The organism is Thermogutta terrifontis, assembly GCF_002277955.1.
Lineage (GTDB): Bacteria > Planctomycetota > Planctomycetia > Pirellulales > Thermoguttaceae > Thermogutta > Thermogutta terrifontis.
Genome location: NZ_CP018477.1, coordinates 4,232,643 through 4,246,821, shown reverse-complemented (window position 1 = coordinate 4,246,821; position 14,179 = coordinate 4,232,643). Strand labels below are relative to the sequence as shown.

The window sequence follows — 14,179 nt, the reverse complement described above, 5'->3', positions numbered from 1 at the left end:
TGTCGGCGCTGCGGACAGCCGCCCTTTCCAGAGCGGCGCTACCTCAGGAGAACACGTTCTGCTCTCTTGGCCGGGGTATGCCGGCGGGGAACGCTGTATTCCGCAGCTCCCAGAGGCATTCCCGAACTCGATCTTCGACGAGCCTCAGAAACGCGTCTTCGTCCAGATGGAGATACTCGTCCGCGGTCAACGGCATGCCATAACGCACGGCGACCCGCCCAGGTCGGGGGAGTTTTTTCCATTTCGGCCAGGCAGCGAAGGCACCCTCAATAGCGGTGGGAAGAATCCTCGCCTGAGACCGTACCGCCAGCATCCGAAATCCTTTGTGAAAGGGATGAAGCTCGCCGTCGGGTGATCGGGTTCCTTCCGGGAAGATGAGGACCGCTTCCCCGCTTTGCAGACAGGCCAGGGCTTCTTTGAGACCGCTCAGGGGATTGCTCAAATCAAGAGCGATCGCACCATAGGAACGTATAAGCTGCGCAAAGCCAGGAAAGCGGAAGAGCGACTTCCTGGCCAGGTAGTGCATCGTCCGCGGAATACCCGCCCCGATGAGAGGCGGATCGAGATGGCTCTGGTGATTCGATACGACGAGGAGGGAACCTTCGCGAGGGACATTCTCGACACCAAAGTACCGGATTCGGAACATGAGCGCCGCCCAAAGCCGGACGAAGACTCGGCTGAACTCATACCAGTAAGGGTTGATCGCATGGTGGTTGCGACGCTCCTGAGCTTTCATATCTTTTTGGTGAACGGTTATTGAAAGCTTTCCGTGGCAGGGATCGCGGGCTGCTTGCTGTCGCCATTCCGTCCCACGTAGAACCACCGGGTGGTTCTATTGCCAACTGTAGTTGTATTTTTTTCTGTTAACGAGGAAGCAAGACCCCGACGTTCGTGAACGCCGCCATTCTCTTAAGCAGGCCCCTCGGCGTGACGCTAAGCGAATCGACCAACCGCAACTCGGCTGAATTGTAGATTCATCGAGAGATTCCCTGGCTCCGCTTCGGACCCAATCTAAACCTCCAACCTCCAATCTTGATAGTCCCGGCCTTGATCAAGGGTGGAAGGGACATTAGGATAAAATATCCGGTGGATGGCAAACAGGGGAGCCAGGTGGAACGGCGTTCGGGGCGTGTTGGGAGCGCTTGGGCCACGGTGGGAGCTGAGGTTCTATCCAAAAACCTCGAAATTGATGTGGATCTCCAGGTGGTGCTTGGTTTTTGGATAGGCTCCGAGACCCCGAGGCCGAAGGGGCAACGGCTATCCGCCTGGGTAGATTTGAACTGCCTTTCTAAAGCCGAGTAGTTCCCTCGTAGCTGGGCAGGTAGATTCCCCGGTAGCTCAGCAGGTAGAGCGGGCGGCTGTTAACCGCCAGGTCCCAGGTTCGAGCCCTGGCCGGGGAGCTTAGGGGGAGCACGTTGTGCCACCTCGTGCTATTAGCTACCTATCTACTCCATGTTGCGTCCACCTTGTGGGATAGGCAAATTTCTTGGCCGTGCCATCTATTTACTTCGCCTGCCGCAGCTACCTTGGTAGTGGGCTGCTGTGTGGTGTTTGCTTCAGGCCCGGCGGCCTCGTGATAGAGTGTATCCAGAGATATGTAGTGGCCCTCTGCTACGGTGGGGCTGCTCCCGCACCAGTCGCCTACAACCCTCTGGGGTAAATTATCGCAAGTTCTGTCATCGCGTTGGCATGGATTGCATGCCATATCGCGGCCAAGGCTTCGAGCCTGCTCGCTCCATTCTTGGGGGTTCTTCCAATCCCAGGTGCTGCTTGCTGTCATGAAAGGTCACTTCCACACTCCAGCACATGGAGTAGCATCGATGTCAGCACATCTTCCGCCTTTGCCTCGACAACGGTGGAGTAGAACGCTTCCCGACCACGTCCTCCGGACAAAGCCTCCACAGCCACGATTTTTACCGGCCATTCGGGGACTGCGTGCAGCCGGGCTCCGGTCTCAGCGCCCCGCGCCGTTGGGGGTCCGACCATAAACCGACCTGACGCAGCCCCAGTTTTTGCAAGGATCCGTGAGAGGCAAAACGCTGGCTGTGTTGTTGCGGCAATTCGTGAATTGCCCCCAATCCTTGTAACGTCCTATGTGCAAGGGGTTTCGCGCGCGGAAGGGGACTGCTCCGGAGGGACGTGCTTCTCACGTCCATATTTCAACGTTAGACCATGCCTTGCCTTTCAGCGGGCACGACAAGCGTGCCCTTCTGGAGCCTCTGCCGGTGCAAGCTGCTTGTCCGGTGTCTATTCCCGCATTGGATCTTCCAGTTCACCAATCGCGCACCGTGGGCACAGTCCGGTTTCTGGTTGATAAGGGCAATCCATGAATGGCCCCTACAGGATACGAAAACTGGCGATGGGTTAGGGCGGGAGACACGTAATGCCGACCTTCACCTCAAAGGCACGGAGCCCCTTTGGTCTTCGCGCTTATTGAGATGTCTGTGCCAGCGGGATTGCGTTCGTCTGCCATTCCGCATGGGCCGCCAGCGGCGCCGGGACGAATCTTTTGTCTACGAACGGTTCCAGGAGGCGCCGGTGTTCGACGGGAAGGCGCGCGGGCCAGAGCTGTTCTTTTGATAGCGGTGAACCAAAAAGAATCTGGTAGGCTCGCGGATGACGCTGCTGCAAGGTGGTGGCGTCCAAACAGAGAAGGACGGCAGGCCGGTTTTGCACGCTGGGGTACTCTCTCACGTCGCCCACCTGTTCAAATCCCAAGAACTTTTCGTAGAAGAGCGCGTGCCGGGGATGGACGGCAATGAAGACTTCGTCGAGGTGTTCCGTAAATCGGGCGTATTGGGCGAGTAACCGAACAAGCTCAATGAAGTGCGAAAGTCCGGTGTTGCCGATCTCCTCACCGGCCAGGCATGTCACCTCCCCAAAAACACGGCGTTCCTTGCGGTGTGCACCAATCGCCTCAGGATACACCGCCTCCGCGGGGATTCCCAGGATTCCATCCCGCACGAGGGACATCGTTAAAATGACGCGCGGTCCCTCGCAGGCAATAAACAAGTCGGTGGTGGGCAGCAGGTGATAGGGAGTTACCCGGAGCATGTACTTATTCGGGGCGATCAATCCTGCGCGAACGTAGGTGTGATAGACCAGTCGCAGGGCCGCAATCCAGTCTTCAATGGTCGATGCAGGACGGTATGTGACCATAGCAGCTCACCATCAGTCCAGCGGTGCCGACTCTCCGGGGTTCGGAAAAGATGGCCAGACGAGTTTCCTATGAATAGCCGCCGTCAATTCGGTTGTGCGTTCGACTCAGCAGGATCAGCGACCTGCAACCTCTCCCACTCCTCGCAGTCAAGAGTGATCGAGGCTCTGGGACCTGGCACGCAACCGTCTTTCCAAGGGGCTCTATGAGAAGCCTAGGTCATGGGGCGATGGTGTCAAACCAAAAAGTGGCGACTCCTCTTCGGGTTAAATTGACAGATTCGCTACCGCCGAGGAGATGGGACCGTCCTTTTGACAGAACGACGGCGAGCACCCCTCAAACAGGATGAGCCGGCAGAATGGCCCGAACTGCCAATTTGGCACCCAATTTGGAAAGGCTGTGCCAAGACGGGCGATCGCCCAGGTTGGAGTTGCGTCCCTAATTTGCGCTCAATTCATTACTTGCGCTAATAGACGGGTCTTGGCACACAGCTTGCACCGCACGAACGGCGACAGTTTTCACATCGCGCTCCATTGCGGGGCGGGACAATTTGCTATTGCGGCGGGAGATGTTCCCCAATAAGGAGGGGGAAACAACGAGTATCCGTGGCGGGTTGAATTGGGCCCGCTCCAACGTCGGCAAGCACAGGGGAGCGAGTTCTCCCTCTCATTTGTTTTGCGTGGTACGACGAACCGCCCCGATCGAACGGGCATGTCCGGGAAACAAGTGGCATTCTGAGAGCAAAGGAGGATCTTCCAGTGGCGAAAAACCTTGTTTTCGAGCAGTCGGCACGACAGGCGTTAGCGGCAGGTGTTACCAAATTGGCGATGGCCGTTAAGGCCACCCTTGGTCCAAGGGGTCGCAATGCCATCCTGGACAAAGGATGGGGGTCACCCAAGGTGACCAAGGACGGCGTGACCGTGGCAGAGGACATCGACCTGGAAGACCCCAATGAGAACCTGGCCTGCCGATTAGTTCGCGAGGCAGCGTCAAAAACCAATGATGTCGCGGGTGATGGAACGACCACGGCGACGGTTCTGGCTGAAGCCATCTTCAAGGAAGGTCTGAAAATGATCGCGGCCGGTGCGGACCCCATGGCACTCAGCCGGGGGATTCACAAGGCCGTGGATGCCGTGGTTGAGGCCATTAAGAAGATGGCGCAGCCTGTGGACGAAAAGAATCGCAAAGAAATCGCCCAGATTGCGACCATCGCGGCCAACAACGATCCCTCCATCGGCGCTGTGTTGGCCGACGCTTTCATGAAAGTCGGCAAGAACGGCGCCATCACGGTGGAGGAAGGAAAACAGGCCGAGACCACGGTGGAATTCATCGAGGGGATGCAGTTTGACCGCGGTTTCCTCTCCCCGCACTTCGTGACCAATCAGGAAGAGCAGACCTGCGAACTGGAGAAGTGCTACATCCTGGTTCATGAGGACAAGATTTCCAATGCGCGATCGCTGGTGCCGCTTCTCGAAGCAGTGGCCAAGACGAATCGGCCGCTGCTCATCATCGCCGAAGATGTGGAAGGAGAGGCTCTGGCGACGCTCGTCGTCAACAAGCTCCGCGGTATTCTCAGCGTGTGTGCCGTGAAGGCCCCCGCCTATGGTGAGCGCCGCAAGGCGATGCTCGGAGATATCGCGATTCTCACCGGTGGAAAGGCCATCTTTAAAGACCTCGGGATCAATCTTGAGTCGGTCAAGCTGAGCGATCTCGGGCAGGCCAAGAAAGTCATCGTCACGGCGGATGACACTACCATCATCGGTGGGGCGGGAAGCAAGGAGGAAATCGAAGGTCGGTGTGAGCAGATCAAGAAAGAACTGCAAACGACGACCAGCGATTACGACCGCGAAAAACTCCAGGAGCGATTAGCAAAACTGTCCGGTGGCGTGGCCCAGATCTTTGTCGGCGCTGCCACCGAAACCGAGATGAAAGAGCGGAAATACCTCATCGAAGATGCCAAGGCCGCAACCCAGGCGGCCCTGGAAGAGGGAATCGTGCCGGGTGGCGGTGTGGCACTCCTGAGGGCGGCGAAGGCCCTGGAAAAACTCGAACTCACCGGGGATGAGGCCCTCGGCGTGAAGATCGTCGAAGCCGCCCTGGAGGTGCCCCTGCGAACCATTGCCGAAAATGCCGGCCAGGACGGCGCGGTGGTGGTGGCGCAGGTTCGCAAGATGAAGAAAAACGAAGGCTATGACGCCGAAAAAGATCAGTATTGTGACATGTTCGAGGCGGGTATCATTGACCCGGCAAAGGTGGTTCGGGTGGCGATTCAGAACGCCGCCAGCGTGGCGAGTCTCCTCCTAACCACCTCTTGCCTCGTTACCGAGATTCCCAAGAAGGAAACGGACAAGAAGCCGGGTCATCACGACGAGGACTTTGACTACTGAGCAACCCGGCGGCCGAGCGGCCGTTCGGATTGACATATTACCGGCGTCTCGGGTCGCGGAAGAAATCGCGGCCCGGTGTCGAGAAGAAAGACCTTCGGCGATTGTCGCCGAACTTCTCCACGGCCCTGTTGCAGGGGTCGGATCGGAAAGACAGTCGGAACAGAGGATGGGTGAGCAGTCCCCCTGTCTTTCCAAGGTGTTTGCACAACGAACCGGTAAATGATTCTTGGGTACGGTTGAAATCAGGAACAAACGGAGTCAGGTTGTTTTCAGGAAAAAGGGTGAGCGACGATGAGCGAAATCAAGTTGCGGCCATTGGATGATCGGATTGTTGTGGAGCCTCTGGAAGCGGAAGAGACGACCCCGGGCGGTATCGTCCTGCCGGATACGGCGAAGGAGAAACCGCAACGCGGACGGGTGCTGGCGGTAGGGCCAGGCCGTCTGCTCGACAACGGCAAACGCACGGAGATGTCTGTCTCTGTCGGTGATGAAGTGATCTTCGGAAAATACGCAGGGACGGACATCGAGATCGAAGGCAAAGAAATCAAAATACTCCGTGAATCCGACGTGCTGGCGAAGATCGTGAAGTGATTTCGGTTGGGAATATCAATCGGGAGGTCCTGCAGATATAAGGAGCCCCAGACGTGGCAAAGCAACTGTTGTTTCAGGATCAGGCCCGCGCGAAACTCCTGCGCGGCGTCGATAAACTCGCTGATCTGGTTGCGGTGACTCTTGGTCCTGCCGGCCATAATGTCATCCTTTCGAAGTCCTACGGTGGGCCGCAGGTGACCAAAGACGGTGTCACCGTGGCAAAAGAAGTCGAGCTGGAAGATCGTTTCGAAAACATGGGCGCGAAACTCGTTAGGGAGGTCGCGTCCAAGACGTCGGATGTGGCCGGCGACGGAACCACGACCGCGACTGTGCTGGCCCGAGCGATTTACAAAGAGGGCCTGCGAAACGTCATTGCCGGGAGCAATCCGACGGCCATCCGTCGGGGAATTGAGCGCGCCGTGGAGGCCGCCGTTTCTCACCTGATGACGATTGCCAAGAAAGTCGAGAGCAAAAACGACCTGGCCAATGTCGGCGCGATCAGCGCAAATAACGATCGCAAGATCGGCGAACTGCTTGCCGAAGCGATGGAAAAGGTCGGTAAAGACGGCGTGATCACTGTTGAGGAAGGCAAGACCGCCGAGACGACCTACAAAATCGTGGAAGGCATGCAGTTCGATAAAGGGTACATCTCGCCGTACTTCATTAACCGAGTACCCGAGATGGACTGCTATTTCGAGGATGCGTACATCCTCATCCACGAGAAGAAAATCAGCAATCTTCGGGAATTGATCCCGCTTCTGGAAAAAGTCGCTCACACCGGCAAGCCGCTGTTGATCATTGCCGAGGACGTGGAGGGCGAAGCACTCACCGCTCTGGTGGTCAACAAGCTCCGTGGCGTCCTCCAGGTGTGCGCGGTGAAGGCGCCGGGCTTCGGTGATCGGCGCAAGGCGATGCTGGGTGACATCGCCATCCTCACCGGTGGCACGCTGATCAGTGAGGACCTCGGCATGAAGCTCGAAAATGTCGAGCTGACGCATCTGGGCCGGGCCAAAAAGATCACCGTGGATCGTGAAAAGACGACCATCGTGGAAGGTGCGGGCAAGCCTGCCGACATCAAGGCCCGGTGCGATCAACTCCGGCACCTCATCGAAACCACCGACAGCGACTATGATCGCGAGAAATACCAGGAGCGGCTGGCCAAGCTGTCTGGTGGCGTCGCGGTCATTCAGGTCGGTGGTGCCACGGAGGCCGAAATGAAGCAGACCAAGGCCCGGGTGGAAGACGCACTCCACGCGGTGCGGGCGGCCGCCGAGGAAGGTATCGTGCCGGGTGGGGGTGTGGCGCTCCTCCGCTGCCGTGAAGCAGTGGAAAAAGCACGGGCCAACGCTCGCGGTGACGAAAAGATCGGCGTGGACATCGTCTATCGGGCACTTTCCAAGCCACTTGAGCAAATCGCCGAGAACGCCGGTCTGGACGGCTCGGTGGTGGTCCAGGAGGTCCTGGAAAAGGACACCAATGTCGGTTTCGATGCCATGTCCAAGAAGTACGTGGACATGTTCAAGGCCGGGATTATCGACCCCACCAAGGTCGTTCGTTGCGCCCTGGAGAACGCCGCGAGTATCGCAGGATTGATGCTCATGACGGAAGTCCTTGTGACGGACGTGCCCAAGGACGAAGAGGAAGAGGTGCCGGTGGAAGGCGTGGTTCGCTGATGAAGCGACGTTGCCCGGCCTGAGGGTCCGAAAGCGAAAATGTGGAATTGGGCCACCTCCGGTATGGGGGTGGCCCATGTTCCCTGTTATGAGCATGTTCACCGAAATCGCGAGGCATCTCCTCGACGGTGTGAGCATCCACAGGGAGTGCAGCAATCCTGTGATATAATAGCGCGAGTTAGGACATCCCCGGGTACGTCTGACCGTTGGGGAACACGTTGACGTAATCACGAAGTGGCGCGGAATCGGGGGATCGTCTCTTTGTGTTCCCGCTGATCAGCCTGAGCCATGGCCACGATGTCGGAAAAACGCGATTATTACGAGATCCTTGGTGTCTCGCGGAACGCTACGGACAAGGAAATTGCCGATGCCTACCGGAAGCTCGCCCTGAAATACCACCCCGACCGAAATCCCGGCGACCCTGACGCCGTGGAAAAATTCAAAGAGGCCTCGGAGGCCTTCGAGGTGCTCAGCAATCCGGAAAAGCGGGCGATCTATGATCGGTATGGGCATGCGGGTTTGTCCGGGGCCTACCAGCCGCGAGAATTTCACGATGTCAGCGAAATTTTCGATCTGTTCAGCAGCTTTTTCGGCGACGATCTATTCGGAGACATTTTCGGAGGCTTTGGGCGTCGTCGCGCGGTTCGCAAAGGGGAGGACATTCTGTGTGAGGTGACGCTCGATCTGTGGGAAGTAGCCCATGGGGCGACAAAGACAGTCTCCATCGAGCGGCACGCCGTCTGCTCGCGATGTCAGGGTTCAGGTGCTCGGCCGGGAACCCGACCAGAAGTCTGTCGGTATTGCGGAGGTCGCGGGCGGGTAAGTCAGTCGGCTGGTTTCATCACCATACAGACAGACTGCCCGGCGTGTCAGGGCGCCGGTCAGACGATTCGCGATCCCTGCCCAGAATGCCGCGGACGGGGGGTGGTCCGGGAGACTGTCACCCGGGAAGTTCGTATTCCGCCCGGGGTCGATGAAAACACGCGGTTGAGACTGGCGGGCGAAGGGGAAATCAGCCTCACCGGCGGTCCCCGGGGTGATTGCTACTGTGTGGTGAGGATCAAGGAACATCCCATCTTCCGGCGTGAAGGGGCAAACCTTGTTTGCCGGGTTCCCATCAGTTACAGCCAGGCCGTGCTCGGAGCTACCGTTGAGATTCCCACTCTGGAAGGGCATGACACGCTGACCATTCCACCAGGGACCCAAAGCGGGGCTGTATTTGTGCTCTCTGGACGGGGACTGCCCACCCGGTCCAGACGTCGTGGGGATCTCATTGTGGAGGTGTATATCGAGGTACCGAAGAAAATCAGCCCCCAGTACGAACGCCTCATCCGCGAGTTGGCGGAATTGGAACACACCGAGGTCTTACCGGAGAGAAAAAGCTTTTTTGCAAAAATAAAGGAATACCTCGGCGGCCGCTCGTAGCGCTGGCACGGCAATTGCATCCTCGGTCATCAGGTGAGCCTTTGGGTGTCAGATTGGCCCTCGGATATCCGACACCGCAGAGGAGTTACCGCCATGACCACCAGTCGCACACAGGAAGAGCGAGAACGTCAAGAGGTTCATGCGGCCCAGACAGTCACGCAAAACACCGCTGAAGCGGAAGGGCCGTCGCCAGAAAACGAAAATCAATCAGAGGTGATTCAGAGGGAAAACATGAGTAATTCCGCGGACAAGCAGTCCGATATGAGCGCGAATGGTTCGGCCGCCGATCAGGAACAGGTCACGGCCGAGGAAACCGTGCTGACGGCGGAAGAGTATGAAAAACAGATCGCAGCGCTGAAACAGGAGGTAGAGGACTTCCGCAACCGCGCGATGCGCTGGCAGGCGGAGCTGGAGAACTATCAGAAACGGATCGCGCGGCAACTTGCGGAGGAACGCAAGTACGCGGCCATTGAACTTATCCGCGATCTGCTGCCGGTGTATGATAACCTCCAGCGTGCCGCGCAATCAGCAGAGCAAAACCATGACGTCGGCCAGCTCCTGCAGGGTATTCGCATGATCCTCAAGCAATGGGAGGACGTGCTGGCCAAGCACCAGTGCCGAAAGATCGAGGCGCTTCACCAACCCTTTGATCCCAACCTCCACCATGCCATCTCCAGGCAAGCCACGGGAGATGTGCCGCCCAATACCGTCCTCTATGTTGCCCAGGAGGGTTTCGTGCTCCATGACCGCGTGGTCCGGCCAAGCCAGGTGGTTGTTTCAATGGCCCTTCCCGGCTCTGGAGGAGAAGGGGCCAGCGAGCCGGTAGAGCCGGGTAGTGCTGAGGAGCCGTCGAACAATCACCCGCCTGCGTGATCTCATTCGCGGTGGCCCTCGACCGTCGGATAGCAGCTATTGGTTCGTCCGCGTCTCAGGCCGGCTTGGCCGAAGGAAGATAAAAAATCCAGTACCAGCATTTTCAGGCGTATACGGGTTGCTGTAAAAGCACACAGTTTGGAACGTTGGTCTTGTGGTGGGGAAGGAGTTGACGATGCCAACCTACGAATACGTGTGTGACGCGTGTGAGCACACCTTTGAAGAGTTTCAATCGATCACCGCCGAACCGCTGCGGAAATGCCCCGCATGCGGCAAGAATAAGCTTCGCCGAGTGATCGGACCCGGGGGTGCAATCCTCTTCAAAGGATCGGGTTTCTACTGCACCGATTACAGAAGTGAATCGTACAAAAAGGCGGCTTCCCGCGATAACGGCAACGGTTCTTCGGAGTCAGGGTCCAGTAAATCCTCTTCAGGCAAAGGAAGTACAAAGAGTGGAGAGTGAGGGAATTTACTCCCGCCACTGAAGAGGTTCCGGCGGACAACGGGGAGCTCGCATCGCGCACCAGACCGCCGCACAAGAAGCGGCGGTTTTTGTTGCGCCCGGATTGTTGATGTTCTTCGGGTTTCACGACTCCCCGCAATTTGAAAACTGGGCATACACGCGTTTCCTCGGTGGTTTCAATCTCATTCCGTAGGATGAACGACGGACCAAAACGATCCGTATTCCAACACCGGAGTTCGACATTGCACCGATTGCAAGACTACTCGCACCGGCAGGAGGTTGCCGGTCGGAAGAAAGCAAAATCCAACGGGCGGCGCTGCGATTCTCACGGGCACAACCGCCCGTCGCTTGTGTCCTCTTCGATAACGGCCAAGCAACGTTTAAAATAGAGGGCAGCTCCACATTGGAGGGGGATGTTCCCTCACTGGGTGTGGCCGATGTAGGGGAACAGGAGATCGCGAAGTATGCGTCACCAAACCTCCCGGCGGTGCTTTTTGAGTACGGCAGCATTTGTTGCTGCCATGGGTGCGGCTGTCAGCCGTGAAGAGCAAATCCTTCTGGCTGCCCAGCAAGGTGCGCCATCTGAAGAAAAGACAACAGCCAGCGAGATCGCCCTTCAGATGCCCCATGGCAAAGTGCGCGACATCTCGATAAGCCGACTGGTTATCGGCGGCAATCTTATCGGGGGCTTCGCTCACAGTCGGGACCTCGTCTATATTTCGCGGCTTTTGAAAGCATACAACACCGAAGAGAAAGTGTTCGAGACACTCGCCCTGGCCGAGGCCCACGGAATCAACACGATCCAGTGCAACCCCACCTGCCTGCCGCTTGTGGAAAAGTACAACCGGGAACGCGGGGGAAAACTTCAGGCAATTGTCTGTATCACCCCCGATGCCAACAAAGACGCGGTTCGTCGGGAGATCGAAGAGGTTCTCAGCCGCGGGGCAACGATGCTCTACACGCATGGCGGCCGCAGCGAACCTCCTGTCATGGCCGGCCGATTAGATGTGCTGGCCAACACGGTGGAATGCATCAAGGAGGCCGGGGTTCCTGCCGGCATCGGAAGCCATTCCCTGACCGTCACCATGGAGTGCGAGAAAAACGGGATCGGCGCGGACTTTTACGTCAAGACGCTCCACAGCGACCAGTACTGGTCCGCGACTCCCAAAGAACTGCGAGAAGATTTCTGCTGGCACAAACCGCGGCGGAACGAGCCGTTTGCCTTTAACGACAATATGTGGTGTCTCAATCCCGAAGAGACAATCGAGTTTATGAAGACGGTCTCCAAGCCGTGGTTTGCCTTCAAGGTACTCGCAGCAGGGGCCATTCATCCCCGGCAGGGATTTCCGTACGCCCTCCGCAATGGTGCGGACTTTCTCATCGTCGGGATGTTCGATTTTCAAATTGCGGAAGACGTGGCCATCTTCCTCGACTCGTATCGCAAGCTTGGGAAACGCGAGCGCCCCTGGTGCGCGTAAAAATCCCCTCACCTGGACAGGGCATCTCCTCCGCGAGTTAGCCACCGACGCGGTCGACAGGGACACTCGCGCACCGTCGCTGGAGCCCGTGTAGCAGCGCTTGCCTAGCCGGACGTGCCGGAATCGCTCGGCGTTGAGGCGCCCTCGGATGGTGTTTCCGGTGTAGGCTCAGACTGAGAGGCCGCTGCCTCTCCGCTCGTGGCAGGTTCCGACTCGGGCGTAGACGCCGCTGTTTCGGCCGGGGCCGCCGGAGGCGGGGAAGTCTCTCCACCGGTGGTTTCCGCGCCGGATTCTTTCTTCCTTGGCATTCCCAGCGTAAACAGCGCGAAGACCACCAAAGCCATAATGGCTGGCCAGAGCCAGATATCCCGCCATCCCAGACGATTCACCGCCAGGTAGTCTCCCTTCGTTATGTAGACCGACTTCCCTGCCACGGCAGCCTGAACATGACCGAAGGAGGAAGCGGGCACAAGGGGCATCACGGCCTTGAGTGCCTCGAACTGCTTTCGCCGATCTTCCTGTTTTTGCCCTTGCGGAACATTGTTGAGAGCCTGTTGGATCTCATCCGACGTGATAATTCCGTCTTTGTTTTGGTCAAAATCCTGCGCCAGTTCGTTCCAGGAGGGAAGCGTGACGCCCTCAGGAATGATCCGCGCGGTCATCAAGGTGCTCACTTTAGCGGGATAGGCGTCGTTCGTTCGGCCGGCGAGGTTGGCCCCGATGAGCCAGGCCACTCCCAGCATGAGGAAAGCAATGAAGCTTTGCCCACTGGCACGCAATTCCCGCGGAGCCTTGGTATCAACGAAGATATAGGAACCGACATACACAAAGACGTAGCAAAAACCATGGACGAGGATTCCCAAGAGGACCAGCGGATACACCTCGGAGGCAAACAGAAGGTAGCGCAGGGCCCAGACGGCCATTCCCAGGGCCAGTACTTTGTTCAGGCCCAACTGGGCGATAAAGATCGGCATGATGGCCATCGCTACGATTTCGCAGACCTGGCCCATGGTCATCAAGGCGGTGGGCGCCGGCGCCCCGATCTGCGTCAGGTAGAGGTTGGCGCTGACGAAGTAATACACAGCCGGAATGCCGATCAAAAACGCGCACAGAGTAAACAGGAGGAATTCCGGATCCTTTAGAAGTTTGACGGCGCCCAGACCAAGCAGATCCGCGATTCCCGCCTCCTTGGCCTGGGGCGGAGTATGGGGAAGGGTCAGGACATACGCGGCCAGAAGGATTTCCACAGCCCCGCCGAGATAAAAGAAAGCAGGGCTCCGCTCGCCGATGAACAGCCCCACAATCCAGCCGGAGATGATCCACCCGATTGTCCCGAACATGGCAATTCGGGGAAAAGTGGCTGGATCGTCCAGGTTACGAAACGTGAGTGAATTCGCCAGCGCCAGCGTGGGCATGAAGGCGAGCGTGTTTACAAGTAGAAAGATGAAAAACAGCCAGAAACTGGTTTGCACGCCCGTCAGAATGAGGCAAATTCCGCCAATAAGATGCAGCACCGCGAGGATCTTTTCGGTGTCAAAGAGGCGGTCCGCCACAAAGCCCACAAAAAGGGGTGACACGATGGCGGCGATCGCCGTGGTGGAAAACACCCACCCCATCTCCGATCCCGTGAATCCCCGCACCGAAGGGCCGAACGTGCCGATGGGCACCATCCAGCAGGCCCACACGAAAAACTGGAAGAACATCAGAATGCACAGTCGAATCCGCAGAAGCAGTTTTTCATTCAACATCGGCGCAACCCTCGCATGCATAGGGAACCGGTGCCACAGCCGTGTTTTTTAACGGGACAAGCTTATGAGTCGAGGGAAATTCTAATCGGCAACTCTGTGGTTGTGCAACCAGGGGAGGCACTGAGTCATCCCCACTTTTGCAAAACCCATGAGGCGTCCCGAGGACAAAGCCAAACGGACCTGACAAGCAGGTCCCTCCGCAAAAAAAGGAGGGGCACGCCTGTCGTGCCCGCGACAACGTGTCGTGCCCGAGAAAACTCTCTGCGATCCAATCTGCGGGCACACTGAGTGAAGGTCAAATATTTACGCAATTGACGACAGAAACTATTTCCGTATAATCGGCAATAAGCCTTTTGGTCACATTTTCCAGGATTGCACACTGGT

11 protein-coding genes and 1 tRNA gene are annotated in these 14,179 nt (G+C 57.6%); 8 read left to right on the top strand and 4 right to left on the bottom strand.

The features are described 5' to 3' along the window. Window positions 1-43 precede the first annotated feature (43 nt). The gene (locus tag THTE_RS15665; protein WP_095416318.1) at window positions 44-736 is read right to left on the bottom strand and encodes a lysophospholipid acyltransferase family protein; all 693 of its coding nucleotides are present in this window, start codon (window positions 734-736) and stop codon (window positions 44-46) included. Window positions 737-1,327: 591 nt separating this feature from the next. Between THTE_RS15665 and THTE_RS15655 the strand changes: the two genes are divergently transcribed. After that, a tRNA-Asn gene (locus THTE_RS15655) sits at window positions 1,328-1,400 on the top strand. A 376-nt stretch (window positions 1,401-1,776) separates the two neighbouring features. Here the strand turns inward: THTE_RS15655 and THTE_RS15650 are convergent. Together THTE_RS15650 and THTE_RS15645 are read right to left on the bottom strand one after the other, a co-directional pair. After that, complete coding sequence (locus tag THTE_RS15650; protein WP_095416316.1) at window positions 1,777-1,986, bottom strand: hypothetical protein; 210 nt, start codon at window positions 1,984-1,986, stop codon at window positions 1,777-1,779. 444 nt (window positions 1,987-2,430) lie between these two features. Continuing rightward, a complete protein-coding gene (locus THTE_RS15645) occupies window positions 2,431-3,159 on the bottom strand; it encodes an N-acyl amino acid synthase FeeM domain-containing protein (protein ID WP_095416315.1) in 729 nt (242 codons plus the stop codon). Between the two features lie 756 nt (window positions 3,160-3,915). Here THTE_RS15645 and groL (THTE_RS15640) point away from each other — a divergent pair. The 7 genes from groL (THTE_RS15640) (at window position 3,916) to THTE_RS15610 (ending at window position 12,047) form a co-directional block, all read left to right on the top strand. Continuing rightward, entirely contained in the window at window positions 3,916-5,544 is a 1,629-nt protein-coding gene (gene groL, locus THTE_RS15640; protein WP_095416314.1) for a chaperonin GroEL, read from the top strand. A 291-nt stretch (window positions 5,545-5,835) separates the two neighbouring features. Then, the gene (groES, locus tag THTE_RS15635) at window positions 5,836-6,135 is read left to right on the top strand and encodes a co-chaperone GroES (RefSeq protein ID WP_095416313.1); all 300 of its coding nucleotides are present in this window, start codon (window positions 5,836-5,838) and stop codon (window positions 6,133-6,135) included. Window positions 6,136-6,188: 53 nt separating this feature from the next. Further along, on the top strand, window positions 6,189-7,808 hold the full coding sequence (gene groL / locus THTE_RS15630; protein ID WP_095416312.1) for a chaperonin GroEL: 1,620 nt from the start codon (window positions 6,189-6,191) through the stop codon (window positions 7,806-7,808). Window positions 7,809-8,105: 297 nt separating this feature from the next. Then, the gene (gene dnaJ / locus THTE_RS15625; protein ID WP_095416921.1) at window positions 8,106-9,233 is read left to right on the top strand and encodes a molecular chaperone DnaJ; all 1,128 of its coding nucleotides are present in this window, start codon (window positions 8,106-8,108) and stop codon (window positions 9,231-9,233) included. 93 nt (window positions 9,234-9,326) lie between these two features. After that, on the top strand, window positions 9,327-10,106 hold the full coding sequence (gene grpE, locus THTE_RS15620; protein ID WP_095416311.1) for a nucleotide exchange factor GrpE: 780 nt from the start codon (window positions 9,327-9,329) through the stop codon (window positions 10,104-10,106). Between the two features lie 175 nt (window positions 10,107-10,281). After that, window positions 10,282-10,569, top strand: coding sequence for an FmdB family zinc ribbon protein (locus THTE_RS15615; protein ID WP_095416310.1), 288 nt, complete (start codon window positions 10,282-10,284; stop codon window positions 10,567-10,569). Window positions 10,570-11,033: 464 nt separating this feature from the next. Beyond that, window positions 11,034-12,047, top strand: a complete 1,014-nt coding sequence (locus tag THTE_RS15610) for a hypothetical protein (protein WP_095416309.1) — start codon at window positions 11,034-11,036, stop codon at window positions 12,045-12,047. Between the two features lie 104 nt (window positions 12,048-12,151). On the opposite strand, the gene THTE_RS15605 is transcribed toward THTE_RS15610, so the two are convergent. Further along, window positions 12,152-13,795, bottom strand: coding sequence for an MFS transporter (locus THTE_RS15605; RefSeq protein ID WP_157732160.1), 1,644 nt, complete (start codon window positions 13,793-13,795; stop codon window positions 12,152-12,154). Between the last annotated feature and the right edge of the window lie 384 nt (window positions 13,796-14,179).

Bases quoted from the DNA above. Each gene is read 5' to 3' on its own strand.
- THTE_RS15665 (WP_095416318.1), bottom strand. From the start codon at position 736: ATGAAAGCTCAGGAGCGTCGCAACCACCATGCGATCAACCCTTACTGG.
- THTE_RS15650 (WP_095416316.1), bottom strand. From the start codon at position 1,986: ATGGTCGGACCCCCAACGGCGCGGGGCGCTGAGACCGGAGCCCGGCTG.
- THTE_RS15645 (WP_095416315.1), bottom strand. From the start codon at position 3,159: ATGGTCACATACCGTCCTGCATCGACCATTGAAGACTGGATTGCGGCC.
- groES (WP_095416313.1), top strand. From the start codon at position 5,836: ATGAGCGAAATCAAGTTGCGGCCATTGGATGATCGGATTGTTGTGGAG.
- dnaJ (WP_095416921.1), top strand. From the start codon at position 8,106: ATGTCGGAAAAACGCGATTATTACGAGATCCTTGGTGTCTCGCGGAAC.
- grpE (WP_095416311.1), top strand. From the start codon at position 9,327: ATGACCACCAGTCGCACACAGGAAGAGCGAGAACGTCAAGAGGTTCAT.
- THTE_RS15615 (WP_095416310.1), top strand. From the start codon at position 10,282: ATGCCAACCTACGAATACGTGTGTGACGCGTGTGAGCACACCTTTGAA.
- THTE_RS15610 (WP_095416309.1), top strand. From the start codon at position 11,034: ATGCGTCACCAAACCTCCCGGCGGTGCTTTTTGAGTACGGCAGCATTT.
- THTE_RS15605 (WP_157732160.1), bottom strand. From the start codon at position 13,795: ATGTTGAATGAAAAACTGCTTCTGCGGATTCGACTGTGCATTCTGATG.